Origin of the sequence: Bradyrhizobium sp. IC3123 (assembly GCF_020193625.1) — a bacterium.
Lineage (GTDB): Bacteria > Pseudomonadota > Alphaproteobacteria > Rhizobiales > Xanthobacteraceae > Bradyrhizobium > Bradyrhizobium yuanmingense.
Map to the genome: position 1 here is coordinate 219,363 of NZ_JADYVF010000008.1, position 25,524 is coordinate 244,886.

At 66.3% G+C, this 25,524-nt stretch carries 19 protein-coding genes; 9 read left to right on the forward strand and 10 right to left on the reverse strand.

Annotated elements, in window-relative coordinates; genetic code table 11:
• Window positions 1-152: 152 nt before the first annotated feature.
• Window positions 153-1,487 carry a dihydroorotase gene (locus I6F20_RS25235; RefSeq protein ID WP_225128296.1) on the reverse strand — a complete coding sequence of 445 codons (1,335 nt, stop codon included), beginning with the start codon at window positions 1,485-1,487 and terminating at the stop codon, window positions 153-155.
• Between the two features lie 97 nt (window positions 1,488-1,584).
• Between I6F20_RS25235 and ygfZ the strand changes: the two genes are divergently transcribed.
• The 6 genes from ygfZ (at window position 1,585) to I6F20_RS25265 (ending at window position 8,357) form a co-directional block, all read left to right on the forward strand.
• The gene (gene ygfZ / locus I6F20_RS25240) at window positions 1,585-2,460 is read left to right on the forward strand and encodes a CAF17-like 4Fe-4S cluster assembly/insertion protein YgfZ (protein WP_225128298.1); all 876 of its coding nucleotides are present in this window, start codon (window positions 1,585-1,587) and stop codon (window positions 2,458-2,460) included.
• Complete coding sequence (locus tag I6F20_RS25245; RefSeq protein ID WP_225128300.1) at window positions 2,457-3,083, forward strand: DNA-3-methyladenine glycosylase I; 627 nt, start codon at window positions 2,457-2,459, stop codon at window positions 3,081-3,083. Before ygfZ ends, I6F20_RS25245 begins: the two co-directional genes overlap by 4 nt.
• Window positions 3,080-3,694, forward strand: coding sequence for a YfbR-like 5'-deoxynucleotidase (locus I6F20_RS25250; RefSeq protein ID WP_225128302.1), 615 nt, complete (start codon window positions 3,080-3,082; stop codon window positions 3,692-3,694). The genes I6F20_RS25245 and I6F20_RS25250 overlap by 4 nt, the downstream gene beginning before the upstream one ends.
• Window positions 3,695-3,839: 145 nt before the next feature.
• Entirely contained in the window at window positions 3,840-4,346 is a 507-nt protein-coding gene (locus tag I6F20_RS25255) for a tyrosine phosphatase family protein (RefSeq protein ID WP_036028306.1), read from the forward strand.
• A gap of 226 nt (window positions 4,347-4,572) precedes the next feature.
• Entirely contained in the window at window positions 4,573-5,541 is a 969-nt protein-coding gene (locus tag I6F20_RS25260; RefSeq protein WP_225128304.1) for an NUDIX hydrolase, read from the forward strand.
• A 110-nt stretch (window positions 5,542-5,651) separates the two neighbouring features.
• The gene (locus tag I6F20_RS25265) at window positions 5,652-8,357 is read left to right on the forward strand and encodes a DUF2339 domain-containing protein (protein WP_225128306.1); all 2,706 of its coding nucleotides are present in this window, start codon (window positions 5,652-5,654) and stop codon (window positions 8,355-8,357) included.
• A gap of 70 nt (window positions 8,358-8,427) precedes the next feature.
• On the opposite strand, the gene I6F20_RS25270 is transcribed toward I6F20_RS25265, so the two are convergent.
• From I6F20_RS25270 to I6F20_RS25295, 6 genes are all read right to left on the reverse strand, one after another.
• Window positions 8,428-10,116 carry a methyl-accepting chemotaxis protein gene (locus I6F20_RS25270; RefSeq protein ID WP_225128308.1) on the reverse strand — a complete coding sequence of 563 codons (1,689 nt, stop codon included), beginning with the start codon at window positions 10,114-10,116 and terminating at the stop codon, window positions 8,428-8,430.
• A gap of 256 nt (window positions 10,117-10,372) precedes the next feature.
• A complete protein-coding gene (locus I6F20_RS25275; RefSeq protein ID WP_225128310.1) occupies window positions 10,373-12,109 on the reverse strand; it encodes a methyl-accepting chemotaxis protein in 1,737 nt (578 codons plus the stop codon).
• A gap of 200 nt (window positions 12,110-12,309) precedes the next feature.
• Window positions 12,310-12,555 carry a DUF6894 family protein gene (locus tag I6F20_RS25280; RefSeq protein WP_036003604.1) on the reverse strand — a complete coding sequence of 82 codons (246 nt, stop codon included), beginning with the start codon at window positions 12,553-12,555 and terminating at the stop codon, window positions 12,310-12,312.
• Window positions 12,556-12,717: 162 nt separating this feature from the next.
• Entirely contained in the window at window positions 12,718-13,305 is a 588-nt protein-coding gene (locus tag I6F20_RS25285) for a hypothetical protein (protein ID WP_036028315.1), read from the reverse strand.
• Between the two features lie 114 nt (window positions 13,306-13,419).
• Window positions 13,420-14,406 (reverse strand): acrylyl-CoA reductase (NADPH), encoded by a 987-nt coding sequence (gene acuI, locus I6F20_RS25290; RefSeq protein ID WP_225128311.1) that lies wholly within the window; start codon window positions 14,404-14,406, stop codon window positions 13,420-13,422.
• Between the two features lie 42 nt (window positions 14,407-14,448).
• Window positions 14,449-15,702, reverse strand: a complete 1,254-nt coding sequence (locus I6F20_RS25295) for an MFS transporter (protein WP_057026913.1) — start codon at window positions 15,700-15,702, stop codon at window positions 14,449-14,451.
• A 351-nt stretch (window positions 15,703-16,053) separates the two neighbouring features.
• Between I6F20_RS25295 and nadA the strand changes: the two genes are divergently transcribed.
• Genes nadA through nadC form a run of 3 tightly spaced genes read left to right on the forward strand, consistent with a single transcriptional unit; the run spans window position 16,054 to window position 19,665 of the window.
• Window positions 16,054-17,160 (forward strand): quinolinate synthase NadA, encoded by a 1,107-nt coding sequence (nadA, locus tag I6F20_RS25300; protein WP_225128312.1) that lies wholly within the window; start codon window positions 16,054-16,056, stop codon window positions 17,158-17,160.
• 11 nt (window positions 17,161-17,171) lie between these two features.
• Entirely contained in the window at window positions 17,172-18,776 is a 1,605-nt protein-coding gene (locus tag I6F20_RS25305; RefSeq protein WP_225128313.1) for an L-aspartate oxidase, read from the forward strand.
• 10 nt (window positions 18,777-18,786) lie between these two features.
• On the forward strand, window positions 18,787-19,665 hold the full coding sequence (gene nadC, locus I6F20_RS25310) for a carboxylating nicotinate-nucleotide diphosphorylase (protein WP_225128314.1): 879 nt from the start codon (window positions 18,787-18,789) through the stop codon (window positions 19,663-19,665).
• Between the two features lie 107 nt (window positions 19,666-19,772).
• Here nadC and I6F20_RS25315 read toward each other — a convergent pair whose 3' ends face one another.
• The 3 genes from I6F20_RS25315 to recN form a co-directional block, all read right to left on the reverse strand.
• The gene (locus I6F20_RS25315) at window positions 19,773-21,221 is read right to left on the reverse strand and encodes a cell wall hydrolase (protein WP_225128315.1); all 1,449 of its coding nucleotides are present in this window, start codon (window positions 21,219-21,221) and stop codon (window positions 19,773-19,775) included.
• Window positions 21,222-21,531: 310 nt separating this feature from the next.
• Window positions 21,532-23,685, reverse strand: a complete 2,154-nt coding sequence (gene ligA, locus I6F20_RS25320) for an NAD-dependent DNA ligase LigA (RefSeq protein WP_225128316.1) — start codon at window positions 23,683-23,685, stop codon at window positions 21,532-21,534.
• Window positions 23,686-23,849: 164 nt separating this feature from the next.
• Complete coding sequence (recN, locus tag I6F20_RS25325) at window positions 23,850-25,523, reverse strand: DNA repair protein RecN (RefSeq protein ID WP_036003579.1); 1,674 nt, start codon at window positions 25,521-25,523, stop codon at window positions 23,850-23,852.
• Window position 25,524: the final 1 nt, after the last annotated feature.

Below are 25,524 nucleotides of genomic sequence, written 5' to 3' on the forward strand. Positions count from 1 at the left end.
GGCTGCACTCCCGTTCGAGAGGAAAGTGTAGACCGCTCCTCTCGTCATTGCGAGCGCAGCGAAGCAATCCAGAGTCTTTCCGCGGCAACAGACTGGATTGCTTCGCTGCGCTCGCAATGACGGTGGAAGCCCCGTGCGTCCCCCACATCACTCTACTGCTTCAGCGTCTCCAGGAACCGCACCGGCTCGCCCTGCGCGGCCGTCACCAGCTCGCCCTGCCACATCACGCGACGGCCGCGGATAAAGGTGCCGACCGGCCAGCCGGTGACGCGAACGCCATCATAGGGCGTCCAGCCGGCCTTGGACGCCACCCATTTGTTGGTGATGGTCTCGCTGCGCTTCAAATCCACGATGGTGAAGTCGGCATCGTAGCCGGCGGCGATCCGGCCCTTGCAGGCCATGTTGTAGAGGCGCGCGGGACCGGCACTAGTGAGGTCGACGAAACGTGCCAGCGAGAGCCGGCCCGCATTGACGTGATCGAGCATCACAGGCACCAGCGTCTGCACGCCGGTCATGCCGGAAGGCGAAGCGGGATAGGTCTTCTGCTTCTCCTCCAGCGTATGCGGGGCGTGGTCGGAGCCGAGCACGTCGATGATGCCCTGTTCGATGCCGCGCCAAATGCCGGCACGATGATCGGCGCCGCGCACCGGCGGGTTCATCTGCGCCAGCGTGCCGAGCCGCTCGTAGCATTCCGGCGCGACCAGGGTGAGATGGTGCGGCGTCGCCTCGCAGGAGGCGACATCCTTGTGGTCGCGCAGGAACTCGATCTCCTCCTTGGTCGAGATGTGCAGCACGTGAATACGCTTGCCGGTCTCGTGCGCGAGCTTGACGAGGCGCTGCGTCGCCATCAGCGCCGCGGTCTCGTCGCGCCAGACCGGATGCGAGCGCGCATCGCCCTCGATGCGCAGCGATTTGCGCTCGTTGAGGCGGTATTCGTCCTCGGCGTGGAAGGCGGCGCGGCGGCGGATCACCTGGAAAATGCGGCGCAGGCTCTCGTCGTCCTCCACCAAGAGCGCGCCGGTGGACGAGCCGATAAACACCTTGACGCCGGCGCAGCCGGGTGCGCGCTCCAGCACAGGCAGGTCCTGGACGTTCTCGCGGGTACCGCCGATGAAGAAGGCGAAATCGCAATGCATGCGGTGATGGGCGCGCTTCACCTTGTCGGTGAATTCGGCCTCCGTCACGGTCAGCGGCGAGGTGTTGGGCATCTCGAACACGGCGGTGACGCCGCCCATCACGGCGCTGCGCGAGCCGGTCTCGAGGTCTTCCTTGTGCGTCAGCCCGGGCTCGCGGAAATGCACCTGCGTGTCCATCACGCCGGGCAGGATGTGCAGGCCCTTGCAGTCGATCACCTCGGCGGCTGAGTCTTGCGATAGCGGACCGAGCTCGGCGATGCGACCGCCCGTGATGCCGATATCGCGGACGCCCTCGCCGTCCTGGTTGACCACGGTGCCGCCCTTGAGGATCACATCGAAATGCTGGGTCATTGGGCCTCTCTCATCCTCAGGGCGCAGGGCTCGAGGTCTTGTCGTTTATGCGTTGCGGGCTTACGTTCCGGAGCAACATGTCGCAAGAGATTTTCGCATGAAATCGGCGTTTCTTCCCGACCGGGGCGTGATCAAAGTCGCGGGTGAGGATGCGCGCAACTTCCTCAATGGCCTCGTCACCACCGACGTGGACAGGCTGAAACCTGGTCTGGGGCGATTCGGCGCATTGCTGACGCCGCAGGGCAAGATCATCGTGGATTTCCTGATCACGGAAGCGTCCGCGGGCCACGGCGGCGGGTTCCTGATCGACTGCCCCAAGGCGCTGGCGGACACCCTCGCCACCAAGCTGAAATTCTACAAGCTGCGCGCCAAGGTCACCGTGGACAAGCTCGACCTCGGCGTGCTCGCGGCCTGGGACGGCGAGCCGACGGCGCAGCCCGACCTTGCCTTTGCCGATCCGCGGGCTGAGGGGCTCGGCTACCGCATCCTGGTCCAGGAAGATCTCAAGCAGAAACTGTCCGATCTCATTGGCGCCGAGCTGGTCGATGCAGCCGAGTACGAGGCGCATCGCATTGCGCTCGGCGTGCCGCGCGGCGGGCTCGATTTCATGTACAGCGATGCGTTCCCGCATGAGACCAACATGGACCGCCTCGCCGGCGTCGATTTCGACAAGGGCTGCTATGTCGGCCAGGAGGTCGTCTCGCGCATGCAGCATCGCGGCACCGCGCGCACGCGCAGCGTGAAGGTGCTGCTCGAGGACGCCTCGCCCGAGCCTGGCACAACCATTCTCGCCGGCGACAAGCCGGTCGGCACCATCGGCTCGACGGCCGGCGGCAAGGGCATCGCGCTGGTGCGCATCGATCGTGTCGCCGATGCACTCGATGCAGGCCAGTCGCTCACCGCTGGGGGGCTGGCTTTGACACTCGCTGAACCAGACGTCGTTCGCATTCCAGCCAAGCAGCCGATCGCATGAGCCGCGCTGCCCGCTTGCATCCCGATGGTCTGACCCGCTGCCCCTGGCCGGGCGAAGATCCGCTTTATGTCGCCTATCACGACACCGAATGGGGCGTGCCGGAATACGACGACCGCGCGCTGTACGAGAAGCTGATGCTGGACGGCTTCCAGGCCGGCCTGTCCTGGATCACGATCCTGCGCAAGCGCGACAATTTCCGCAAAGCCTTCGACGATTTCCAGCCGGAGAAGATCGCGCGTTACACGCCCAAGAAGGTTCACGCGCTGATGAACGATGCCGGCATCGTGCGCAACAAGGCCAAGATCGAAGGCGCGATCCTAAGCGCAAAGTCCTATCTCGACATCATGGAGAAGGGCCCGGGCTTCTCGAAGCTGCTGTGGGACTTCATGGACGGACGGCCGAAGGTCAACCAGTTCAAGACCACGGCAAGCGTGCCGGCCTCGACGCCGCTGTCGGTACAGATCTCCAAGGAGCTGTCCTCGCGCGGCTTCAAATTCGTCGGCCCGACCATCGTCTACGCCTTCATGCAGGCGACCGGCATGGTCAACGACCACCTGGTCGACTGCCACTGTCATGCAGCTTGCAGTAAGACCCAGCGCAAGCTGCGCCTCAAGGCCAAATGACGGCGAAGAAGGCAGCGCGCAACGAAGAGGTCCGCGCATGGCAGCGCATGCTGTCGGGCCGGCGGCTCGACCTGCTCGATCCTTCCCCGCTCGACATCGAAATCGGCGACATCGCGCACGGGCTGGCGCGGGTGGCGCGCTGGAACGGGCAGACCCTCGGCGCGCACATCTTTTCGGTCGCACAGCATACGCTGCTGGTAGAGACGGTGCTGCGGCATGAGATACCCCGCGTCGACCAGCGCGTCCGGCTCGCGGCCCTGCTGCATGATGCGCCGGAATATGTGATCGGCGACATGATCTCGCCGTTCAAGGCCGTGCTCGACGGTCACTACAAGGCCGTCGAGAAGCGGTTGCTCGGCGCCATCCATATCCGCTTCGGTTTGCCGCCGGTATTGCCAGATGACATCACGCAGGCCATCAAGGCCGCCGATCGCGGTGCGGCCTATCTCGAGGCAACCGAGCTCGCCGGCTTCAGCGCGAGCGAAGCGCGGCGCCTGTTCGGCAAGGATCCGGGTCTCTCCGAAAGCGTCCGACGCGACTATCTGACGCCCTGGACCGCGGCGCGGGCCGAGAAGCAGTTTCTGGAGCGGTTTGGCGCCGTGTTTGCGTAGCATTATTCCTTCGTAGGGTGGGCAAAGCGAAGCGTGCCCACCGAACCAAGCGACATGCGCGCAATTGCGAAATGGTGGGCACGGCGCGATGCGCCTTTGCCCACCCTACGAGCGCTCGCTATAATCGGGCGCAAAAAGGTTCGCCATGATCCACGTCTGTTCCCTCGCCGCGCTTCCCGAAACCGTCCGCCTCACCAAGGCCAGCCACGTGCTGACCGTGATGGCCAATGTCGAGCAGGTGGCGCGTCCGGTGTCGGTGCTCCCGGCCAACCATCTCAAAGTGTCGATGGACGACATCACCGAGGAAATGGACGGCTTCGTCGCGCCGTCGGAGACGCATATCGAGCAGGTGCTCAACTTCGTGCGCGGCTGGGACCGCAGCGCCCCGCTGGTGGTGCATTGCTACGCCGGGATCAGCCGCTCCACCGCCAGCGCGTTCGCGGCCGTTTGCGCGCTTAATCCAAATCGCGACGAGATCGAGATCGCCAGGAAGATTCGCGCGGCCTCGCCGATCGCCTCGCCCAATCGGCGCATCGTCGGCCTCGCCGATCGTGCACTCGGACGCAACGGCCGCATGCTGCGCGCGCTCGACGAAATGGGCCCCGGCGCGATGATGGTGGAAGGCCGCCCCTTCGCGATCGAGCTCGAATGACAGCTGGTTGTCACGATGGAGGTGCGCCCCCTCTCCCGCCTGCGGGAGAGGGTTGGGGAGAGGGTATCTCGGCGACGAAGACTCCCCCAGAGGATAGAGCCCTCTCCCGCCTCGCATCTGTCGATGCGACGCGACCTCTCCCGCAAGCGGGAGAGGTGCACCGAGTCCGCGGATGGGCCGTCTTAACCAAGCGGCATTCTGTTCAATTCAACGACACGGCAGCCGCATGAGCGAGACGCTGCTGACGCCAATCGAAATCGGCCTCACCGCGGCCATCGTCGCGATCGAGAACCACGAGCCGCTGATCCTGACCGCACCCGGTGCTGACCGGCTTGCCGGGCTGCCGTTCGGTCCGTTCGACGCGGTGAGCCATCGCACGTTCGAGATCGGCCTGCGCGCCTGGGTCGAGCAACAGGCGGGGCTGCGGCTCGGCTATGTCGAGCAGCTCTACACGTTCGGCGACCGTGGCCGTCATGCCGAGGCCGGCGACACCGGAGCCCACATCGTGTCGATCGGCTATCTCGCGCTGACGCGCCCGGCGGGCGGCGAGCTCGCGACAAACGCGGCGAGCTTCGCGCCCTGGTATCGCTTCTTCCCCTGGGAAGACTGGCGCGACCAGCCGCCGGCGATCATCGCCCGCGACATCATCCCTGCGCTGACCGAATGGGCCGAGGAGGAGACGGCGGAGACGATTCGCGCACTGCCGCGGAAGGATCGCGTGCGGTTCTATTTCGGTCTCGACGGCGCACCCTGGGACGAGGAGCGCGTGCTCGACCGCTACGAGTTGCTCTACGAGGCCGGGCTGATCGAGGAAGCCCGCCGCGATGGCCGTCCTGCGGCATTGGCGCGCAAGACGCTTCCCCCGCTCGGGACCTCGATGCGGTTCGACCACCGCCGGATTCTCGCCACGGCAATCGCGCGGCTGCGCGCAAAGCTGAAGTATCGTCCTGTGGTCTTTGAACTTTTGCCGACCGAATTCACACTCACTGAACTGCAGCACACGGTGGAGGCGATCTCCGGCCGGCACCTGCACAAGCAGAATTTCCGCCGCCTGGTCGAGATGGAAGCCCTGGTCGAACCGACCGGGGTGATGTCGACACAGACGGGCGGACGGCCGGCAGCGCTCTACCGCTTCCGCCGCGAGGTGCTCCAGGAGCGGCCCGCGCCGGGCTTGCGCGTTCGCTCCCGGCGCTAGAGCATGATCCGGAAAAGTGCGTTGCGGTTTTCCGGTAAGATCATGCTCAAGAAATTAAGATCCTGATATCAGTGGTATCGGCCCCTGCCCGCCGATTGCCTGGAGGCTTCATGTTCGACGGCCCGTTTGACGTCTTTGCGCTGATCATTGCGATCATCGCCTTCCTGATCGCGATCAAGGCGTCCAGCCAGGCGACCGAGTTGCGCCGCCGGATCAGTTCGCTCGAAGAGATGCTTTACGCGCAGCGGCCGGTGCAGCCGCCCCCGCTGATGCCGGCGCAGGCCGAAGCCCCCGCCACGACTGCAGCCGCCGAGCCGCCGCCGCTGGCGCCGGCAACCGAAACGACGCCGCCTCCGCTCGTCACGGAAGAGATTTCGCCGCCCCCGATTGAGCCGAGCACGGGCGCCACCGCGCCCCCTCCGGTGCCGGAGGCCGCACCCGGCTTCGAGGAGCGGCTCGGCACCCGCTGGGTGGTGTGGATCGGCGGGCTTGCGCTCGCGCTCGGCGGCTTCTTCATGGTGCGCTATTCGATCGAGGCCGGTCTGCTCGGCCCCGGCGTGCGCGTGTTCCTCGGCGGCCTGTTCGCCGCTGCGCTGCTTGGCGCCGGCGAATGGACGCGGCGCAAGGAGAGCATCTCGAGCATCGCGGCGCTGCCTATCGCCAACATTCCCGCGATCCTCACCGCGGCCGGCACGGCGGTGGCGTTCGCGACCATCTACGCGGCGTACGCACTCTACGACTTCCTCGTGCCTGCGACGGCCTTCGTGCTGCTCGGCATCGTTGCGATGGGCACGCTGGCCGCAGCGCTCCTGCACGGCCCTGCGCTCGCCGGGCTCGGCGTCGTCGGCGCCTTCGTGACGCCGATCCTCGTCTCCTCCGGCAAGCCGGATTATTGGGCGCTCTACATCTATCTTGCGGTCGTGACGGCCGCGAGTTTCGGGCTCGCCCGCATCAGGCTATGGCGCTGGCTTGCGGTCACGACCATTGCCTTCGCGGTGCTCTGGATCTTCCCGGGTCTCGATACCGAACAGGTGCAGGTCGCGCCGCACGCCTTCCATGCCATCGCCGGCTTCGTGCTCGCCGCACTGCTCGTCGTCTGCGGCTTCATGTTCGGGCCCAGCATGGAAGACGGCGAGATCGAGCCGGTCTCATCGGGCGCGCTTGGCGCCTATTTGTTCGGCGCGATGCTGGTCGTGCTGTCGAGCGCGCATGCGGATCTCGCGCTGATCGCCTTCACGCTCCTCGTCGGCGGCACGCTGTTCGTCGCCTGGCGCGCACCGGCGGCGACCGGCGCGCTGGGCGCGGCCGCGGCGGCCGTGTTCATCGTGTTCGCCGAATGGGCGGTGCGCGCCAACCCCGATATGCTGGTGCTGCCGGGCGGCCCGATGCCCGGCGTCGGCCCGGTCGCGATTGATAGCGCGGTGACGCTGCATCTGGTGACGGCCGCGATCTTCGCCGCCGGTTTCGGCGTCACGGGCTTTTTCGCGCAAGGCCGCTCGAACTCGGTGATCATTCCCGTGGTGTGGTCGGCGGCGGGCGTCGCGACGCCGATCGGCATCCTGGTTGCGCTCTATGCGCGCATTGCCCATCTCGACCGCTCGATCCCGTTTGCGATCCTCGCCGTGCTGCTCGCTGCGGCCTTTGGCGCTGCGACCGAAGCGCTGATGCGCCGCGAAGAACGGCCCGGCGTTGCAACCTCGGTCGCGCTGTTCGCGACCGGTACGCTCGGCGCGCTGGCGCTGGCGCTGACCTTCGCCCTGGAGAAGGGCTGGCTCACCATCGCGCTCGCGCTGATGTCACTCGGCACCGCCTGGATCTCGTTGCAGCGGCCGATTCCGGTGCTGCGCCGGCTGGCTGCGGTCTTCGCTGCGATCGTCACCGCGCGCATCGTCTATGATCCGAGCATCGTCGGCGATGCCGTCGGGACCACGCCGATCTTCAACTGGCTGTTGTGGGGCTATGGCCTGCCGGCCGCCTCGTTCTGGGGCGCGAGCATCTTCCTGCGCCGCCGCGCCGACGATCCGCCGCTGCGCGTGGTCGAGACGGCGGCGATCCTGTTCACCGCGCTGCTCGCCTTCATGGAGATCCGGCACTTTGCGACCGGCGGCCGCATGACCTCGCCGCCCTCGCTGCTCGAGTTCGCGCTGCAAGTCTGTGTCACGCTTGCCATGGCAATCGGCCTGGAGCGCCTGCGGCTGCGCAGCCGCAGCATCGTGCACAATGTCGGCGCGGTCGTGCTGACGGCGATCGCCGGCTTTATCAGCGTGTTCGGCCTCCTGATCCTGGAGAACCCGATGCTGCTCTCCAGCGTCAATGTCGGCAGCCTCGTGTTCAATCTGCTGCTGCTCGGCTATGCGTTGCCGGCCGTGCTGATGCTGCTGCTCTCCTACGCGGTGGCAGGACACCGCAGTGTCGCATATGCAAACACGATTGCGGGTGGTGCCCTGGTGTTCGCGCTCACCTATGTGACGCTGGAGATCCGCCGCTTCTATCACGGCCCGGTCCTGCTCTACGGCGGCACCACGAGCGCCGAGCAATATACCTATTCGATCGGCTGGCTCGCTTTTGGCGTGGTGCTGCTCGGCGTCGGCATCCTGGTCAATTCGGAGCGTGCGCGGCTGGCGTCCGCCGCCGTCATCGCGCTGACGATCTTCAAGGCCTTCGCCGTCGACGTGTGGACGCTGACCGGCGTCTATCGGGCGCTCTCGTTCATGTGCCTCGGCGTCGTGCTGGTCGCGATCGGCTGGCTCTACCAGCGTATCCTGTTCCGGCGGCAGATCGCACCGCCGCCGGCTGCGCCGCAGACGGGCAGCTAGACTGGATCGTCGGGCGGGCACTCCACCTCTCCCCAGCGGGGAGAGGTCAACAACGATCGAGCGGGTGCCTCTACGCCGCGCGGACCGATTCCAGGAACTGCGCGACCTCGACCTTCAGGCGGGTGCTGTCGGTCGCCAGCGACTTCGCCGCCGACAGCACTTCACTCGAGGCCGAGCCGGTCTCGATCGCACCGCGCTGCACGTTGGTGATGTTGGACGACACTTCCTGCGTGCCGAGCGAGGCCTGCTGAACGTTGCGCGAAATCTCCTGCGTGGCCGCGCCCTGCTCCTCGACGGCGGCGGCGATCGCGGCCGACACCTCGGACAGCCGCTCGATGGTGCCGCCGATCTCCTGGATGGCGTTGACGGATTCTTGCGTCGCCGCCTGGATGCCCGAGACCTGCGCCCCGATTTCGCCGGTCGCTTTCGCGGTCTGCTCGGCCAGGGCCTTGACCTCGGAGGCGACGACGGCAAAGCCGCGGCCGGCTTCGCCAGCGCGCGCCGCCTCGATGGTCGCGTTCAGCGCCAGCAGGTTGGTCTGGCCCGCGATGGTGTTGATGAGCTCGACGACGTCGCCGATGCGGGCCGCCGCCTGCGACAGCGCGTTGACGCGCTCGTTGGTCCGCGCCGCCTGCTGGACCGCTTCCGCCGCCATCCGCGCCGAATCCTGCACGCGGCGGCTGATCTCGGTGATGGAGGACGACAGCTCCTCGGAGGCCGAGGCCACCGCCTGGACGTTGGTGGAAGCTTCTTCCGACGCCGCCGCAACGACGGTTGCGAGTTCCTGGCCGCGCTGCGCGGTGCCGCTCAGCGTCGCCGCGGAGGCCTCGAGCTCGGTCGAGGCCGACGACACGGTCTCGACGACCTCCCCGATCATGACCTCGAAATTGCGGGTGATGGCATCGACACGTCGGCCGCGCTCGATCTTGGCCTCGGCGTCGCGCGCCGCCGCAGCGTCGGCCGCCTTCTTTGCGATCAGCGCCTCCTTGAAGATCTGGAGCGCATCCGCCATCGAGCCGATCTCGGTCTTCTCGCCGCGATGCGGCACCTCCACCGCAAGGTCGCCTTCGCCGAGTGACTGCATCGGGCGGATGATCGAAGCGATGCCGCGCGAGACGTCGCGCACGAGATAGTAGGCGGCCGCGATCGCGATCACGACGGAGGCCACGATGATCCCGACCAGCACACGGAAGATCGTAGCGTAGCTGTCGGCGGCCTGCTTCGTCTCCAGCTCGGCGCCCTGATTGTTCATTTCGATGCCCTTCTGGAGCAGCGGATCGGCGGCCTGAGCCATCTTCGCGACCTTGGTCTGCAACATCTCGTTGGCATCGGTCGGGAAGCGGCCGACGCTCTTACGCGACAGCGCCATTACATCCTGCACGCCGTTCAGGTACTCGGCCCAGGCCTTGGTCCATTGCTCGTAGAGCGAGCGCTCCTCTGCGCGCGTGATCAGCGGCTCGTAGATCTTGCGGGTCTTCTCGATCCGTTCGCGCAAGCCTGCCAGGCGCTTCTCGGCAGCCTCCTTGCCTTCGGCAGTATCCTGCATCAGGTGCAGACGCAGCGCGACGCGGAGCTCGTTGATGTCAGCACGCATCGAGCCGAGCGCACGCACGCTCGGCAACCAGCCCTGCGCGATCTCGACCGTATGGGCGTTGATGTTCTGCATCGTGCCGATCGCCATCACGCCGACGCCGGCGAGCGAGAGCACGAGGACCGACAGCACGGACAGCAGCTTGAAGACGATCGACAATTTCGACATCACGACAATCCCGATGATTACCCGGCAACGCGCACATCATCTGCGCCGCAGACGTCACGACGGACGACCCGGGCGAAGGTCAGTTCAACAATGCTGGCTGGTTCTTTTCCCGAAGGATTGCGCGCATAATCGCAAACAGGCGTTAACAGGAGGCTACGTAAAAATACGGCTCGTGCGCAGCGATCGTGGTTCGCTGCAACTCTCTGTTGCAGCCGCACCGGCATCTCCCGTTACGATGCGGACGCAAAGGCACGTGTCAGGCCGCGCGGACGGTATCGAGGAACTTTCCGACTTCGAGCTTCAGCCGGTTGCTCTCGCCGGACAGCGATTGCGCGGCGCCCAACACCTGCGAGGATGCCGAACCGGTCTCACTCGCGCCGCGCTGCACGTCGGTGATGTTGGACGACACCTGATGGGTGCCCGTCGCCGCCTGCTGCACGTTGCGGGAGATCTCCTGCGTTGCGGCCCCCTGCTCTTCCACCGCGGCTGCGATGGTCGAGGAGATCTCCGACAGCTTCTCGATGGTGTGGCTGATGTCCTTGATCGCGCCGACCGAATGCTCGGTGGCGGTCTGGATGCTGGCGATCTGCTGGCCGATCTCGCCGGTCGCCTTCGCCGTCTGCTCGGCAAGCGCCTTGACCTCCGAAGCGACGACGGCAAAGCCGCGGCCTGCCTCGCCGGCGCGCGCGGCCTCGATGGTTGCATTGAGCGCCAGGAGATTGGTCTGGCCGGCGATGGTGTTGATCAGCTCGACCACGTCGCCGATCCGCGCCGCAGCAGCGGAGAGCTCCCCGACGCGATCGGTCGTGGTGCGAGCCTGGTTCACCGCATCGCCGGCGACGCGGGCGGATTCCTGCACCTGCCGGCTGATCTCGGTGATCGACGACGACAGCTCTTCGGTCGCCGACGCGACCGACTGCACGTTGGTGGACGCTTCCTCGGAAGCGGCAGCAACCATGGTCGTGAGCTCCTGGCCGCGCGCCGCGGTCGCGGTCAGCGTCGAGGCGGAAGCTTCCAGCTCGGTCGCGGCCGAGGACACGGTATCGACGATCTCACCGATCGCGGCTTCAAAGCTGTCAGCCAGCTTGTGCATCTCGGCCTTGCGCTGCGCGGACGCAATCTGGTCCTGCCTGATCTTGGCTTCGGCGTCCTCGCGCGCCTTCTGCTCCGACACGACCTTGAACTTTTCAACGGCCGCCGCGACGCCGCCGACCTCGTCCTTGCGGCCGAGACCGGGCAGAACCACGGAGAAATCGCCGCCGGCGAGCTTGTCCATGGCGACCGTGAGCGCACGGATCGGCCGCGCGATGGTCAGGAACGACATCAGCCAGGAGCCGACGAGGACGAGCATGGCGAGTGCGCCGACCAGGATCGCAAGCTGCTCGCTCGATCTCATTTGTGCCGCGGCCGCGGCATTCTTCTCCTCGGATTTGTGCCTTGCGTAGTCGGCGATCTGGCTGATCAGCACGTCGAGCTCGCCGGCAATCGGCAGGGTCACCTCGCGTGCGATGCGAACGACGTCTTCATTGAGCTTCGCAGCGCGGGCCGCTCCGTCTGCACCGCTGGCGGCCAGGGCTTCGCCGCGCACGCCGGCGATCTGCTGCGCGGCCTTTTCGTAATTCGCAGCCAGCGATCTCAGTTTCTCCATCCGAGCGCGGTTCTCCGCCTCGTGAGAAAGCTTCAGCATTTCATCGACCAGCGCATTCGTCGATTTTTGCCGGTCGCCCAGGTTCTGGACGGCCTTCTGAATGTCAGCCGGGCTATTGGCAAGACGAAGGTCTCGTACCGCGAGCTGCATGCCGCGAACCGCAGCCTCGGCCTTGACTGCGTCGCGCGCGATCTGCTGCTGCGCAAGCGCGCTCTGGCTGCTCTCGCGAATTCCCGCATTGCCGAGCATCTGGCTTGCAATCATGGCCCCAACCAGGAGCACACCGAGCGCCGACGCAATCGCCAGCTTGGTCCCGATCCTCAGATTCTGAACTAGGCTCAACATGGGCATGCTTCCCCCGAAGGAACGCGCAGCCGAGTCATTGTCGGCTTCCCCTGACTGCGCCATTGCCCAAAAAATGAGCTTCTCACATTCCGATTTGGTTAACGAAATCCCTCGCAGAAATACTGACTTTGCACGCTAAATGATTGAGCGCGAAAGGAAACGATCCCGTCATAGTTGTAAATTGCAGCTTCAAGTCGGAGCTAGGACGCTTTACATCCGATGGCCTCGCCGACGAGGCTGATTCGAAAGACCGGCTGCTTGTCCTCATCGAGCAGCTCCATGCACCACTCGGCGTTCGGCTTCAGGCCGCGCGCGATGCCGCTGAGCAGATTGGCGCACACCTCGGTCATCTCGGTCCAGGCGGCTGCGCGATCCTCGAACTCGTACGGCAGGTCGGCGGCGCCGGAATAACGGCCGGTGCTGATGCGGAAGAAATAGAGCGACATGGTTGAACCCTTGCGTGGGACCGCCCCCCGGCGCGCGCAAACTGCGGCCCGAACAGCTACCAAGGCATGAAAGCCGCCGTCCGTATGACTACGGCGCAGGCGGCTTGATGTTCGATGATGCCTTCGACGATCAATGGCGCGGGTTGTCTCGCGCAGGCGAGCTCACTGCGTGGAGCGGCGCAGCTCCAGCGGTCCCTCGTTCTTCGCCGGCTCGGACTTCACCGGCTCGAGCCGGCTGCCCTCGACACGCGGCGTCTCGACGCGCGCGGCTACCTCGGTGGTCGAGGCGGCAACCGTGCCGGTGTGCTCCGGCTTGTGCAGCGAGCGCGGCCGCGCCGCAGCGCGCGCCATCAGCATTTGGTTGCCGCCCTGGTGACGGAAGTCGCAATAGGCGAAGCCCATGCCCGACACCGAGCCGCGGAAGCTGCGATCGTCGGTCTTTTCGAGGTTGAAACAGGGCTCGAACGGAATGCCCTTGATCGAGGCGCAAACATTCTGGCCGCGGATCTGGAGCGTATTGCCGGGAAGTCGGAGGTGCTTGACCGGGCCCGAGCCCGAGAATTGCACCGCACCGGCGGCGCCGAGATCGTCGAGGATGCGGCCTGCACCGCGGGTGCCGTCGAAACAGGTGAAGGCGAACACCTTGCCGGCCACGAAGCGGCGCGCCTCGTCGGCGTTCATGCTTCCAGCGATGGCCGGCGCAAACGTCGCTGCCGCCGTGACAGCCCCCAACACAATACGCGCAAGCATGCTCAACTCCGAACCAACCCCCGCAGCGGGCGATGCCTTTATCTCTTTACCCGCTGCTTACCATACGAACCATGGCGAGATTGAAGCAGCTTGGTTGGTAAAGTCTGAACGCCGTCAGACAATTTTTACCACGACGCGGCCGCGAACCTGGCCGGCGAGGATTTTCGCGCCCCAGCCCTGAACCTCGTCGAGCAAAATTTCCTCAGTAATTTCAGAGAGTTTTGTTCGGTCCAGGTCGGAGGCCAAGCGCTGCCAGGCGGCCTTCCGGGGCTCGATCGGGCACATCACGGAATCGATGCCGAGAAGGCACACTCCGCGCAAAATAAACGGCGCCACCGAGGACGGCAGGTCCATGCCGGCGGCCAGGCCGCAGGCCGCGATCGCGCCGCCATATTTCGTCATCGAAAGCAGGTTGGCGAGGGTGGTCGAGCCGACGCTGTCGACGCCGCCGGCCCAGCGCTCCTTGGCGAGGGGTTTTGCCGGGGCCGACAATTCATTGCGATCGATGATCTCGGCAGCCCCCAGCTGCTTCAGGTAGTCGGCCTCGGAGGCCCGGCCGGTCGAAGCGATGACGTGGTAGCCGAGCTTCGAGAGCACGGCGATCGCGACCGAGCCGACGCCGCCGGCAGCGCCCGTCACCACGACCGGGCCGCTCTTCGGCGAGATGCCGTGCTTCTCCAGCGCCAGCACCGAGAGCATCGCGGTGAAGCCGGCGGTGCCGATCGCCATGGCATCGCGCGCCGATAGCCCTTGCGGAAGAGCGACCAGCCAGTCGCCCTTCACCCGCGCCTTCTCGGCATAGGCGCCGAGATGGGTCTCGCCCATGCCCCAGCCGGTGCAAACGACCTTGTCGCCCGCCTTCCACTGTGGATGCGAGGAGGCTTCGACCGTGCCGGCGAAATCGATGCCGGCGATCATCGGGAAGCGGCGCACCACCGGCGCCTTGCCGGTGAGCGCAAGGCCGTCCTTGTAGTTCAGCGTCGACCATTCGACGCGGACGGTGACGTCGCCCTCCATCAGCTCGGTTTCGTCGAACAGCGCGAGCTGCGCGGTGGTGCCCTTGTCCGCCTTGTCGATCCTGACAGCCTTGAATGTGGCCACGACTGAACTCCCTGACTTTGTTTGTCGGGGATGTTTAGCCGATCAGGCCGGCTGCGCAACCACCCGCTGGACCGGTTTCTCGACGATTGGAAGATTGATCAGCGCCGAGAGCACGCCGAACAGGATCGAGAGCCACCAGATCGGCGTGTAGGACCCGAACTTCTCGAACACGATGCCGCCGAGCCAGACGCCCAGGAAGCCACCTACCTGATGGCTGACGAAGGCAAAGCCGTAGAGCGTCGCGAGCCAGCGCGTTCCGAACATCAGCGCCACCAGCGCCGAGGTCGGCGGCACCGTCGACAGCCAGGTCAGGCCGGAGATTGCACCGAACGCGATCGCCGAGAACGGCGTGATCGGGAACGAGATGAAAGCGAGGATCGCCAGCGCGCGCGTGAAGTAGATGGCCGAGAGGATGTAGCGCTTGGGAAGGTAGTTCTGGAGATACCCCACGCTGAGCGATCCGATGATGTTGAACAGGCCGATCGCCGCGATCACCCAGCCGCCGGTTTGTGCGGTGATACCACGATCGACCAGGAACGCCGGCAGATGCACGGTGATGAAGGCGAGCTGAAAGCCGCAGGTGAAGAAGCCCAGCACCAGGAGCACGTAGGAGCGATGACCGAAAGCTTCGGCAAGCGCCTTGGTGATGGTCTGGTCATCCGCGGGCGTTGCGCTGTTCACGCTTGTCACCGGCGGCGTCGAGAGCGCCAGCGACAGCGGGATGATCAGCAGCATCAGGAAGCCGAATACGGAGAGCGCCTGCTGCCAGCCGAAATTGTCGATCAAGGCAACGCCGATCGGTGCGAACAGGAACTGCCCGAATGAGCCCGCGGCCGTGCCGGCGCCGAGCGCGATGCCGCGCTTCTCCGCGGGCAAGAGCTTGGTGAAGGCCGACAGAACCAGATTGAACGAACAGCCGGCGAGGCCAAAGCCGATCATCACCCCGGCGCCGATGTTGAGCGACAGCGGCGTCGAGGAATAGCGCATCAACAGCAGCCCGCCGGCATAGAGCAGCGCGCCGACGCACATCACCCGGAACAGGCCGAAGCGATCCGCGACCGCACCGGCGAACGGCTGGCCCAGTCCCCACAACAGATTCTGCACGGCGATGGCGAGGCCGAACACGTCACGGCCCCAGCTGAATTCGTGACTCATCGGCTGCACGAAGAAGCCGAGTGCCGAGCGCGGACCGAAACCGAGCATGCCGATGGCACAACCACAGAGGATGATGACGGCCGGGGTACGCCAGTTGGAGGAACGCGAGGCCGGAGCGAGCTCGCCGATCTGTGTCGACATGGTTGTCCTCGTCTTGTCCTTGGCGGAGCCGCAAATCAGCAGCCGCGGGACAGCCCGTTTAATGCATATGCATGAAAATCCCAAGGCAAAAACGATTGCATTCCACGAAGAGCTGACGCGGGAGCATTGCATTTCAATCTGGCCTCGCCTGGCAGGCGCGCAGTGACGGGAATGTGTGCGGGCAGGCCCTAGCGGCGAGCAGCGACGCGTGCTATGTTCGATCTACTCAGGTTGAGCATATACCGACCGCAGCGACGTTCGCCCGGCCTCCTCGGCCGGATTTCTCGGGCCCCATATATTCTCAAACTGAGCATAATGCCCACTCATAATCGCCACACTTGGGAGGCTTCAATGCCGATCACTGCAATTTACGGTCCCGACGACTTTGCCAACCGGCCGCAAGGCCAACCCACCGCCTCCCCGCGCGCCGCGCCGGTGCGTCCGGGACCGACATGGCTGATGCCCTCCCTGGAATGGACGCCGGCGGTCGAACGCGCCACTGCGCCGCTCTTTGACCGCGTCAAGCACGTGATCCCGTCGATCGAATGGCCGCTGATGGCGCCGACGATTCACGCGATCAACGAGCTCAAGCGCGCGCGGGGCGCGGTCATCCTCGCCCACAACTACCAGACCCCGGAGATCTTCCACTGCGTCGCCGATATCGGCGGCGACTCGCTCCAGCTCGCGGTCGAAGCCACCAAGGTGAAGGCCGACATCATCGTCCAATGCGGCGTGCACTTCATGGCGGAGACCTCGAAGCTGCTCAATCCGGACAAGACCGTCTTGATCCCGGATTCGCGCGCGGGCTGCTCGCTCGCCGCCAGCATCACCGGTGCGGACGTGCGGCTGCTGCGGGAGAAATTCCCCGGCGTGCCTGTTGTTGCCTATGTCAACACCTCGGCGGAGGTGAAGGCCGAGGTCGACATCTGCTGCACGTCCTCGAACGCGGTGCAGGTGGTCGAGAGCCTGAACGCCCCGACCGTGATCTTCCTGCCCGACCGATACCTCGCCACTTATGTGGCGTCGAAGACCGACGTGAAGATCATCGCCTGGAAAGGCGCCTGTGAGGTGCATGAGCGCTTCACGGGCGAGGAGCTGCGGAGCTTTCGCGAGGCCGATCCGTCCGTGCAGATCATCGCGCATCCGGAATGCCCGCCGGACGTGCTGGCGGAAGCCGACTTCACCGGTTCGACCGCGCACATGATCAACTGGGTGCGGGCAAAGCGGCCGCGGCGGCTCGTCATGATCACGGAATGCTCGATGGCCGATAATGTCCGGGCCGAGCTGCCCGACGTGGAGATGCTTCGCCCCTGCAATCTCTGCCCGCACATGAAGCGCATCACGCTCGCCAACATCCTGGAAAGCCTGCTGACGCTTCGCGAGGAGGTGACGATCGACCCCGCGCTCGCGGAACGCGCGCGGCACTCGGTCGAGCGCATGATCAATCTGAGAAATTGAGGGCGAGTAACATGCAACACGACATCCACGACCTCGCCAGCACCGACAACGTCGTCATCGTCGGCGGCGGCCTTGCCGGACTGTTCTGCGCGCTGAAGCTCGCGCCGCGGCCGGTGGCCTTGATCTCGGCGGCACCGCTCGGGCGCGGCGCGTCCTCGGCGTGGGCGCAAGGCGGCATCGCCGCAGCAATGGCTGAAGGCGATACGCCGGAAGCACACGCTGCCGACACCGTCGCGGTCGGCGGCGGCCTCGTCGACGAAGCCGTTGCGCTCGGCATTGCGCGGGAGGCTGCGCCGCGCATCCACGATCTTCTCGCCTATGGCGTGCCGTTCGACCGCGATCTCGACGGCAGGCTTGCGGTCAGACGCGAAGCTGCGCATTCCGCGAGTCGCATCGTGCATGTGCGCGGCGATGGCGCCGGCGCCGCGATCATCGCGGCCTTGAACGAGGCCGCGCGCCGCACGCCCTCGATCCGCCTGATGGAAGGCTTCGTCGCCGAAGCACTGTTGACCGAGGACGGCGCGGTCACCGGGCTTCAATTGCGCGAGGCCGGCAATCCCGCGGCACGCCCGCTCGTGCTCACCTCGCGCGCGGTCGTGCTTGCGACCGGTGGGCTCGGCCATCTCTACGCCGTCACCACCAACCCGTCGGAAGCGAGCGGCTCGGGCCTTGCGATCGCCGCCCGCGCCGGCGCCGTGATTGCCGATCCTGAATTCGTGCAGTTCCACCCGACCGCCATCATGGTCGGCCGCGACCCGGCACCGCTCGCCACCGAAGCCCTGCGCGGCGAAGGTGCAACGCTGATCAATGGCAACGGCGAGCGCTTCATGAGCGCCCGCCACCCGCTCGCGGAGCTCGCGCCGCGCGATATCGTGGCCCGCGGCGTGTTCGCCGAGATCGCGGCCGGGCGCGGCGCCTTCCTCGATGCGCGACAGGCGCTGGGCGCGCGTTTCGCGACGAGTTTTCCGACCGTGCATGCGAGCTGCATCGCTGCCGGCATCGATCCCGCGGCGCAGCCGATTCCGATCGCGACGGCCGCGCATTACCACATGGGCGGCATCGCGGTGGACGCGCGCGGTCGCAGCTCGATCGACGGTCTCTGGGCCGCCGGAGAAGTCTCCTCCACGGGCGCGCATGGCGCCAACCGGCTTGCCTCGAATTCCCTGCTCGAAGCCGTCGTCTATGCCGCCCGCATTGCCGACGACATCGCCGGCCGCACTGTGCCCCCGCCGGCACGCCTTCCCGAGTCTTTGGTGACACCACGCGCCGGCACGCCGGATGCTGCGGAGGTGAAGCGGCTGCGCGCAATGATGAGCGCGCATGTCGGCGTGATCCGCGACGGTGATGGGCTTGCGCAAGCCGTGCGCCATTTCGTCAGGCTCGAGCGCGAGGCCGGACGCAGCGTCCTCGGCAACATGGCGATTTCGGCCCTGCTCGTCGCCGCTGCGGCCTGGACGCGGCGCGAAAGCCGCGGTGCGCATTGCCGTTCCGATCATCCGGCCGAGAACCCAGCGCTGGCGCAGAGAACGATGACCACACTCGCCGCGGCGCGCGAGGTCGCGGAGAGCCTCGACGAGCGCCCGCGGCCACGCCTTGCGCAATCCATGATCGCCTGAAGGAGGCCCCATGATCACCCCGACCTCACTGCTCTATCCCGATGCCTTCCTCTCGCCGCTCGCGATCGAGGCGGCCGTTGAGCGCGCGCTCGACGAGGATCTCGGCCGCGCCGGCGACATCACCTCGCTGGCGACGATCCCGGAGGCGACGCGCGCGCAAGCCATCCTGGTCGCGCGCCAGTCCGGCGTGATCGCCGGATTGCCGCTGGCGCTCGCGACCTTGCAGAAGCTTTCGCCCGAGATCGAGGTGCGCGCACATGTCCGCGATGCCACGGGGGTTGCGCGCGGCCAGCACGTGCTGACGATCTCGGGCCCGGCGCGTGCCATTCTCACGGCGGAGCGCACCGCGTTGAACTTCGTCGGCCGGCTGTCGGGCATCGCCACGCTCGCCGCGGACTATGTCGCCCGCACCGAAGGCACCAGGATGCGCATCTGCTGCACGCGCAAGACCACGCCGGGATTGCGGGCGCTGGAGAAATACGCGGTGCGCTGCGGCGGCGGCTTCAACCACCGCTTCGGGCTCGACGATGCGATCCTGATCAAGGACAACCACATTGCGGTGGCCGGCGGCATCCGCCCGGTGCTGGAGCGCGCCCGCGCCCATGCCGGCCATCTCGTCAAGATCGAGATCGAGGTCGACACGCTGGCGCAGCTGCGCGAGGTGCTCGAGAGCGGGATGGCCGATGCGGTGCTGCTCGATAATATGGACCTTGCGACGCTGCGCGAGGCGGTGAGGCTCAACGCGGGCCGCGTCGCGCTGGAGGCGTCCGGCGGCGTCACGCTGGACACGATCGCCGGCATCGCGGCCACCGGCGTCGACTATGCGTCGGCCGGCGCCCTGACGCATTCTGCGCCGAATTTCGATTGTGCGCTGGACATCGAGGCGTGATGGCACCTCTCGCGTCATGGCCGGGCTTGTCCCGGCCATCAACGTCATGCGTTACGAAGAACGTGGATGCCCGGGACAAGCCCGGGCATGACGATCACTTGTAGGCGCTACCGCCGCTCGCCCAACTCCGCGGAGCTCTTGGCTTCCTGCGCGAGCGCGGCGGAGAGCGCGGCGGTTTGCGCCGGCGTGCCCCAGCTCGGCAACTCGCTGCCGTCGCCCCAATTGCGCGGCCGATAGAAGGTGTGCACGCCGGTCTTGTACAGCTTCTTCATCTCGGCGACCCAGGACGGGCGGACCCAATAGGCATGGTAATGCGTGGACTTGCCGACCTCGGGCAGCCAGATCTGTCCGTCGAGCATCGCCTTGGAGATCTTCTTGGCGCGCTCCCACATTTCGGGTTCGCGGATCACGTCGGCATTGTTGTCGCAGGCGAAGGTGAACTGACAGGCCAGGTGACGGTGCTTGTTCTGATAGACCGCGCCGCATACGGTGTCAGGATATTTGCCGGAGAAGACGCGGTTCATCACCACTTGCGCCACCGCAATCTGGCCGCGCACGGCTTCGCCGCGGGCCTCGAAATAGACGGCTTCGGCAAGACACTTCTCGGACTTGGCGCGCGACTTGTCGTCGAGCGCGAGTCGCTCCGCCGGCGACTTGCCGCGCTGGTTGTCGGCGTTGACCTCGCCCTTCGGCGCGACGCTCTCGCCGCTCTCGATGTCCTTGGCGATCTCCGCCGTCGGCGGGGTCAGCGAGGCCGTCACCTTCATGTCGGGGTCGGGCATCACGATCAGCGGCTCGGCGCCGGGCTGCCAGCTCTCGATGGTCTCGAGATTGCCGCCCAACGAGGAGCTGCCGAAGAACAGGCTCGATGTCTTGACGCTGAAAGGATCGCGCGCGGGAACAGCCGGCGCCGTGGCGCGCTTCAGCGCTTCTAGCGGCTGCACCGCGAACGCGCGCGCAGCCTCGCTCGCCTGCGGCGGATTGGAATATTGCGGCAGCGGCGGCGCGCGCATCGCCTCCTGCAGCTCGGGATCGAGCGGGGCCGCGGATTCCGGCGACATCGCCGGCGGCAATGCGGCGGTCTTGGCGCCGAACACCGAGCTGTTCGAGGTCGCGGGATCTTCCTTGGCCGGTGCTGCAGCCGGCGCGGCCGTCTCAGGCGACTGAGTCGGCGGGACGATTGCGAGGCGATCGCCCTTCAGGGCGCGATCGACCTTGGGAAAGTCGGATGCGTGGTAGCGCGGCGGTGCCTGAAGCGCCGGATTGCGGCGGATCGCGCCGGTGACGTCGCCGCCGTCGAGGCTCGTGAGCCGAACCATCGCGCTCTGCGGAACCGAGGTGCCGATGGGGCGGGAAAAACTGTAGGTGGCAAGCTGGATCGAGGACGCAGCGGAGAACACCTGCTTCTGCCACCGCTCGGCGACGCCGGGTTGGCGCGCCAGCAACGAGGCAATGTCCTGATAGCCGGTCTCTCTCGGCATCAATGCGAAGATGCAGAGACCGATGCCGAAGGACGCGAACCGCGCGCCCTTCGGATGGTTACGCAACACAGACATCGATACGCTCACGCTACGCTTACGCTGGTTCGATCGAACTCAGTACATCCGTGCAATTCGATCTTTATTGTGAGTATCTAATTTAGGTTGCCGGGGCGTTAATCGGCGTTGCGCAGGCGGCACACTCAAGCGAATGCAGGTGTTTTCACGGGGCGACGTCGCGCATTGGTAAATGCGGCCTCACGTGAAGCGGTAAACATCGGGTCAACGCGAATGGTGAAGGAACTCTTGCGCCCCCGCGTACCATCACGGGAAGCTGTTGGGGGAGCGCCTGTGCGATGACGACGGTTGCGAGGGGCCAACGCGCCCCTCACTCGGCGATTAGCTTCAACCACTCGTCTTCGGTCAGCACCTTGACGCCGTGCTTGTTGGCGTCCGCGAGCTTCGAGCCGGCGCCGGGGCCCGCGACGACGAGATCGGTCTTTTTCGAAACCGAGCCCGACACCTTGGCCCCGAGCCGCTCGGCCGTCGCCTTGGCTTCATCCCGTGTCATCTTCTCCAGCGAGCCCGTGAACACCACGGTCTTGCCGGCGACGGCCGAATTGCTCTTCGGCTTCTCGGCGTCGACGATCTCGACCTCCTTCATCAGGCGTTCCACAATCCCCCGATTGTGACTCTCGCCAAAATAATCGGCGATGCTCTTGATCACGGTGTCGCCGATCTGGTCGAGCGCGTCCATGTCCGCGATCGCCTCCTCGTCGCCCTTGGCAACCTTGAGGCAGGCATCATGGAAGGCGTCCCACGAGCCGTAGCCGCGCGCCAGCGCCAGCGCCGTGGTCTCGCCGACATGGCGCATGCCGAGCGCGAAGATGAAGCGCTCCAGCGCGATTCTGCGCCGGCTCTCGATGGCGCCGAACAGGTTGCGCACGGAGGTCGCGCCGTAGCCTTCGATCTCCTCGAGCTTGAGTTTTGCGTTGCGCTTCTCCAGCGTGAAGATGTCGGCGGGCTCCTTCACCCAGCCCTCGTCGAAGAAATACTGGAGCTGCTTCTCGCCAAGACCGTCGATGTCGAAGGCCCGCCGCGACACGAACAGCTTCAGATGCTCGATCTTCTGATAGGGACATGCGAACTCGCCAGTGCAGCGGGCGCGCGAGCCCTCCTCGCCCGTCGCCGTCTCCTCGCGCACGACGTCGGTGTGCAGCGGACACGGGCACTTCTTCGGGAAGTGGAATTCCCTGGCGGTCTTCGGCCGCTTGTCGAGGACGACGTCGACCACCTGCGGGATGACGTCGCCGGCGCGCTGAATCACCACGGTGTCACCGATCCTGATCTCGCGCCCCTCGCGCAGCACCTCGCCCTTGTTGCCGATGCCCTTGATGTAGTCCTCGTTGTGCAGCGTGACGTTCTGCACGATGACGCCGCCAACGCCGACCGGCTCGAGCTTGCCGACCGGCGTGAACGAGCCGGTGCGGCCGACCTGGATCTCGATGTCCCGCAGCACCGTCATGGCGCGCTCGGCCGGGAATTTGTGCGCGATACCCCAGCGCGGCGTGCGCGAGACGAAGCCGAGCCGCTCCTGCCAGTCGATGCGGTCGATCTTGTAGACGACGCCGTCGATGTCGTAGTCGAGCCACGCGCGCTGCTCCTCGATCGCATGATGAAAGGCGAGCAGTTCTTCGACCGAGTGACAGAGCTTGGTGAGCGGATTGGTCTTGAAACCGCAGCGCTCGAACCAGCCGATCATGCCGCTCTGCGTGTCTTCCGGCATCGCGCTCATCTGCCCCCAGGCATAGGCGAAGAACCCGAGCGGACGGGAGGCGGTGATGGTCGGGTCCTTCTGGCGGAGCGAGCCGGCGGCCGAATTGCGCGGATTGGCGAAGATGGTGTCGCCTGCCGCCTTCTGCCGTTCGTTGAGCGCCAGGAACGCCTTCTTGGTCATGTAGACTTCGCCGCGCACCTCGCAGATGTCGGGGATGTTGCGGCCCTTCAGCTTCTGCGGCACGTCTTCGAGCGTACGGATGTTGGCGGTGACGTCCTCGCCAACCGCACCGTCGCCGCGCGTCGCGGCGGTGACGAGCTCGCCGCCCTCGTAGCGCAGCGACATCGAGAGGCCGTCGATCTTCGGCTCGGCGGAGAAGCCGATCTTGTCGTCGTCGAGCTTCAGGAAGCGCACGATGCGGCCGACGAAGTCGCGCACGTCCTCCTCCGCAAAGGCGTTGTCGAGCGACAGCATGGGCACGGCATGCGGGACTTTCTTGAAGCGCCCTGACGGCGCGGCGCCGACCTTCTGCGAGGGCGAGTCCGCGGTGACGAACTCGGGAAAACGCGCCTCGATCGCGTTGAGGCGCTGGCGCAGCGCGTCGTATTCGGCGTCGGTGACGGTGGGCGCGTCCTCCTGATAGTAGCGATCGTTGTGCCCCTCGATCTCGAGGGCGAGCCGCTTATGCTCGACCTTGGCCTGCGCCTTGGTGAGCTCGGCGACGTCGCGTAGCGGTGTTGCTTTGGATTTTGCTGCTCTGGCCATGGCGCTTGGATACGACGGAGCGGGCGGGAGGGTAAAGGCTTGTGGAAATCTCGTGCCCCGGGCGCAGCGCAGCGCTCCTTCAGCGGTGCGCTGCAGAGCCGGGGCCCATGTCGCGGCAGGCATTCTGGGTCCCGGCTCGCGCTACGCGCGTCCGGGACACAAGCCTAAGCCGTCGCCGCCTTGAGCAGCCGTTCCGCTGCAGCCCTCGCCTCGGCCGTGATCTCGGCGCCGGCGAGCATGCGGGCGATCTCCTCGCGGCGGTGGTCGGCGGCGAGCGCATTGACGCGGGTGGCGACGCGCTTGCCCTTGTCGAGGGCGTCCTTGGAGATGAGCAGGTGCTGGTCGGCGCGGGCGGCGACCTGCGGGGCGTGGGTCACAGCCATGACCTGGACCTTGCCGGCCAGCCGCGCCAGGCGCCCGCCGATGGCGTCCGCAACCGCACCGCCGACGCCGGTGTCGATCTCGTCGAAGACGAGCGTCGGCGCCGAGCCGCGGTCGGACAGGACGACCTTGAGCGCGAGCAGGAAGCGCGACAGCTCGCCGCCGGAGGCGACCTTCATCAAGGGCCCCGGTCTGGTGCCCGGATTGGTCTGCACCCAGAACTCGACGCGATCGAAACCTTGCGGCCCGGGCGCAGCCTCGTCGGTCTCAACTTGGGTCATGAACCTCGCGCGTTCGAGCTTGAGCGGGGCAAGCTCGGCATTGACCGCCTTGTTGAGCTTCTCGGCCGACTTCTGCCGCGCCAGCGACAGCTTCTTGGCGGCCGCCGCATAGCGGCTGTCCGCCTCGATCGCGGCCTGCTCCAACTTCTTCAAGCGCGAGGCGCCGGCATCGATCAGGACGACGTCGGCGGCGTATTTGGCGGCCAGCGCGGCGAGGCCGTCAACCGGGGTCGAATATTTGCGAGACGCCGCACGCAAAGCAAAAAGCCGTTCCTCGATGCGCTCGAGCTCGGCCGGATCGAAATCAGTTGCGGCCAGCGCCGCCTGGAGATGCTGATCGGCCTCCTCCAGCGCGTTGATCGCCGCGTCGATTGCCTTTACCGCGGGCTCGACCAGCGCCGGCGAGTTGACGCCGCGGCGCTCCAGCCGGCGCACCGCCGCCGAGAGCGCGGCAACCGGCGAATGATTGCCGCCGACCGCCTCCTGCGCCTCGCGCAGGTCGGAGGCGATCTTCTCGCCCTGCATCATGGTGGTGCGGCGGGAGGCCAATGCGGTTTCCTCGCCGTCCTTGGGCGCGAGCTGCTTCAGCTCGTCGGAGGCGTGGCGCAGATAATCGGCCTCGCGCGCCGCGCGCTCCATGGCGGCGCGATGCTCCTCCAGCGCGGTGTTGGCGGTGCGGCGCGCATCCCAGAGCGCTTCGACGGCCGCGACGTCCTTCTCGAGGCCGGCAAAAGCGTCGAGCAGGCGGCGGTGGGTGGCGGCATCGACCAGCGCGCGCTCGTCGTGCTGGCCGTGGATCTCGACCAGGGCGGTGCCGACCGCCTTCAGCGTCTGCACGCTGATCGATTGGTCGTTGATGAAGGCGCGGGTGCGGCCGTCGGCGAGCTGCACGCGCCGGAGAATCATCTCGCCGGTGTCGTCGAGGCCATTCTCGGCCAGTATCTTCGTCGCAGGGTGATTCTTCGGGACATCGAACACGGCCGTGACCTGCCCCTGCTCCGCGCCGTGACGCACGAGGCCGGCGTCGCCGCGGCCGCCGAGCGCCAGCGCAAAGGCATCGAGCAGGATGGATTTGCCCGCACCGGTCTCGCCGGTCAAAACCGCGAGGCCGGAGGCGAATTCGATATCGAGCCGTTCGATCAGGACGATGTCACGGATCGACAGACGCGCCAGCATG

Bases quoted from the DNA above. Each gene is read 5' to 3' on its own strand.
- recN (WP_036003579.1), bottom strand. From the start codon at position 25,523: ATGCTGGCGCGTCTGTCGATCCGTGACATCGTCCTGATCGAACGGCTC.
- nadA (WP_225128312.1), top strand. From the start codon at position 16,054: ATGCCGATCACTGCAATTTACGGTCCCGACGACTTTGCCAACCGGCCG.
- I6F20_RS25255 (WP_036028306.1), top strand. From the start codon at position 3,840: ATGATCCACGTCTGTTCCCTCGCCGCGCTTCCCGAAACCGTCCGCCTC.
- I6F20_RS25315 (WP_225128315.1), bottom strand. From the start codon at position 21,221: ATGTCTGTGTTGCGTAACCATCCGAAGGGCGCGCGGTTCGCGTCCTTC.
- ygfZ (WP_225128298.1), top strand. From the start codon at position 1,585: ATGAAATCGGCGTTTCTTCCCGACCGGGGCGTGATCAAAGTCGCGGGT.
- I6F20_RS25250 (WP_225128302.1), top strand. From the start codon at position 3,080: ATGACGGCGAAGAAGGCAGCGCGCAACGAAGAGGTCCGCGCATGGCAG.
- nadC (WP_225128314.1), top strand. From the start codon at position 18,787: ATGATCACCCCGACCTCACTGCTCTATCCCGATGCCTTCCTCTCGCCG.
- I6F20_RS25305 (WP_225128313.1), top strand. From the start codon at position 17,172: ATGCAACACGACATCCACGACCTCGCCAGCACCGACAACGTCGTCATC.
- I6F20_RS25270 (WP_225128308.1), bottom strand. From the start codon at position 10,116: ATGTCGAAATTGTCGATCGTCTTCAAGCTGCTGTCCGTGCTGTCGGTC.
- I6F20_RS25245 (WP_225128300.1), top strand. From the start codon at position 2,457: ATGAGCCGCGCTGCCCGCTTGCATCCCGATGGTCTGACCCGCTGCCCC.
- I6F20_RS25285 (WP_036028315.1), bottom strand. From the start codon at position 13,305: ATGCTTGCGCGTATTGTGTTGGGGGCTGTCACGGCGGCAGCGACGTTT.
- I6F20_RS25280 (WP_036003604.1), bottom strand. From the start codon at position 12,555: ATGTCGCTCTATTTCTTCCGCATCAGCACCGGCCGTTATTCCGGCGCC.
- I6F20_RS25235 (WP_225128296.1), bottom strand. From the start codon at position 1,487: ATGACCCAGCATTTCGATGTGATCCTCAAGGGCGGCACCGTGGTCAAC.
- I6F20_RS25275 (WP_225128310.1), bottom strand. From the start codon at position 12,109: ATGTTGAGCCTAGTTCAGAATCTGAGGATCGGGACCAAGCTGGCGATT.
- I6F20_RS25295 (WP_057026913.1), bottom strand. From the start codon at position 15,702: ATGTCGACACAGATCGGCGAGCTCGCTCCGGCCTCGCGTTCCTCCAAC.
- I6F20_RS25260 (WP_225128304.1), top strand. From the start codon at position 4,573: ATGAGCGAGACGCTGCTGACGCCAATCGAAATCGGCCTCACCGCGGCC.
- I6F20_RS25265 (WP_225128306.1), top strand. From the start codon at position 5,652: ATGTTCGACGGCCCGTTTGACGTCTTTGCGCTGATCATTGCGATCATC.
- ligA (WP_225128316.1), bottom strand. From the start codon at position 23,685: ATGGCCAGAGCAGCAAAATCCAAAGCAACACCGCTACGCGACGTCGCC.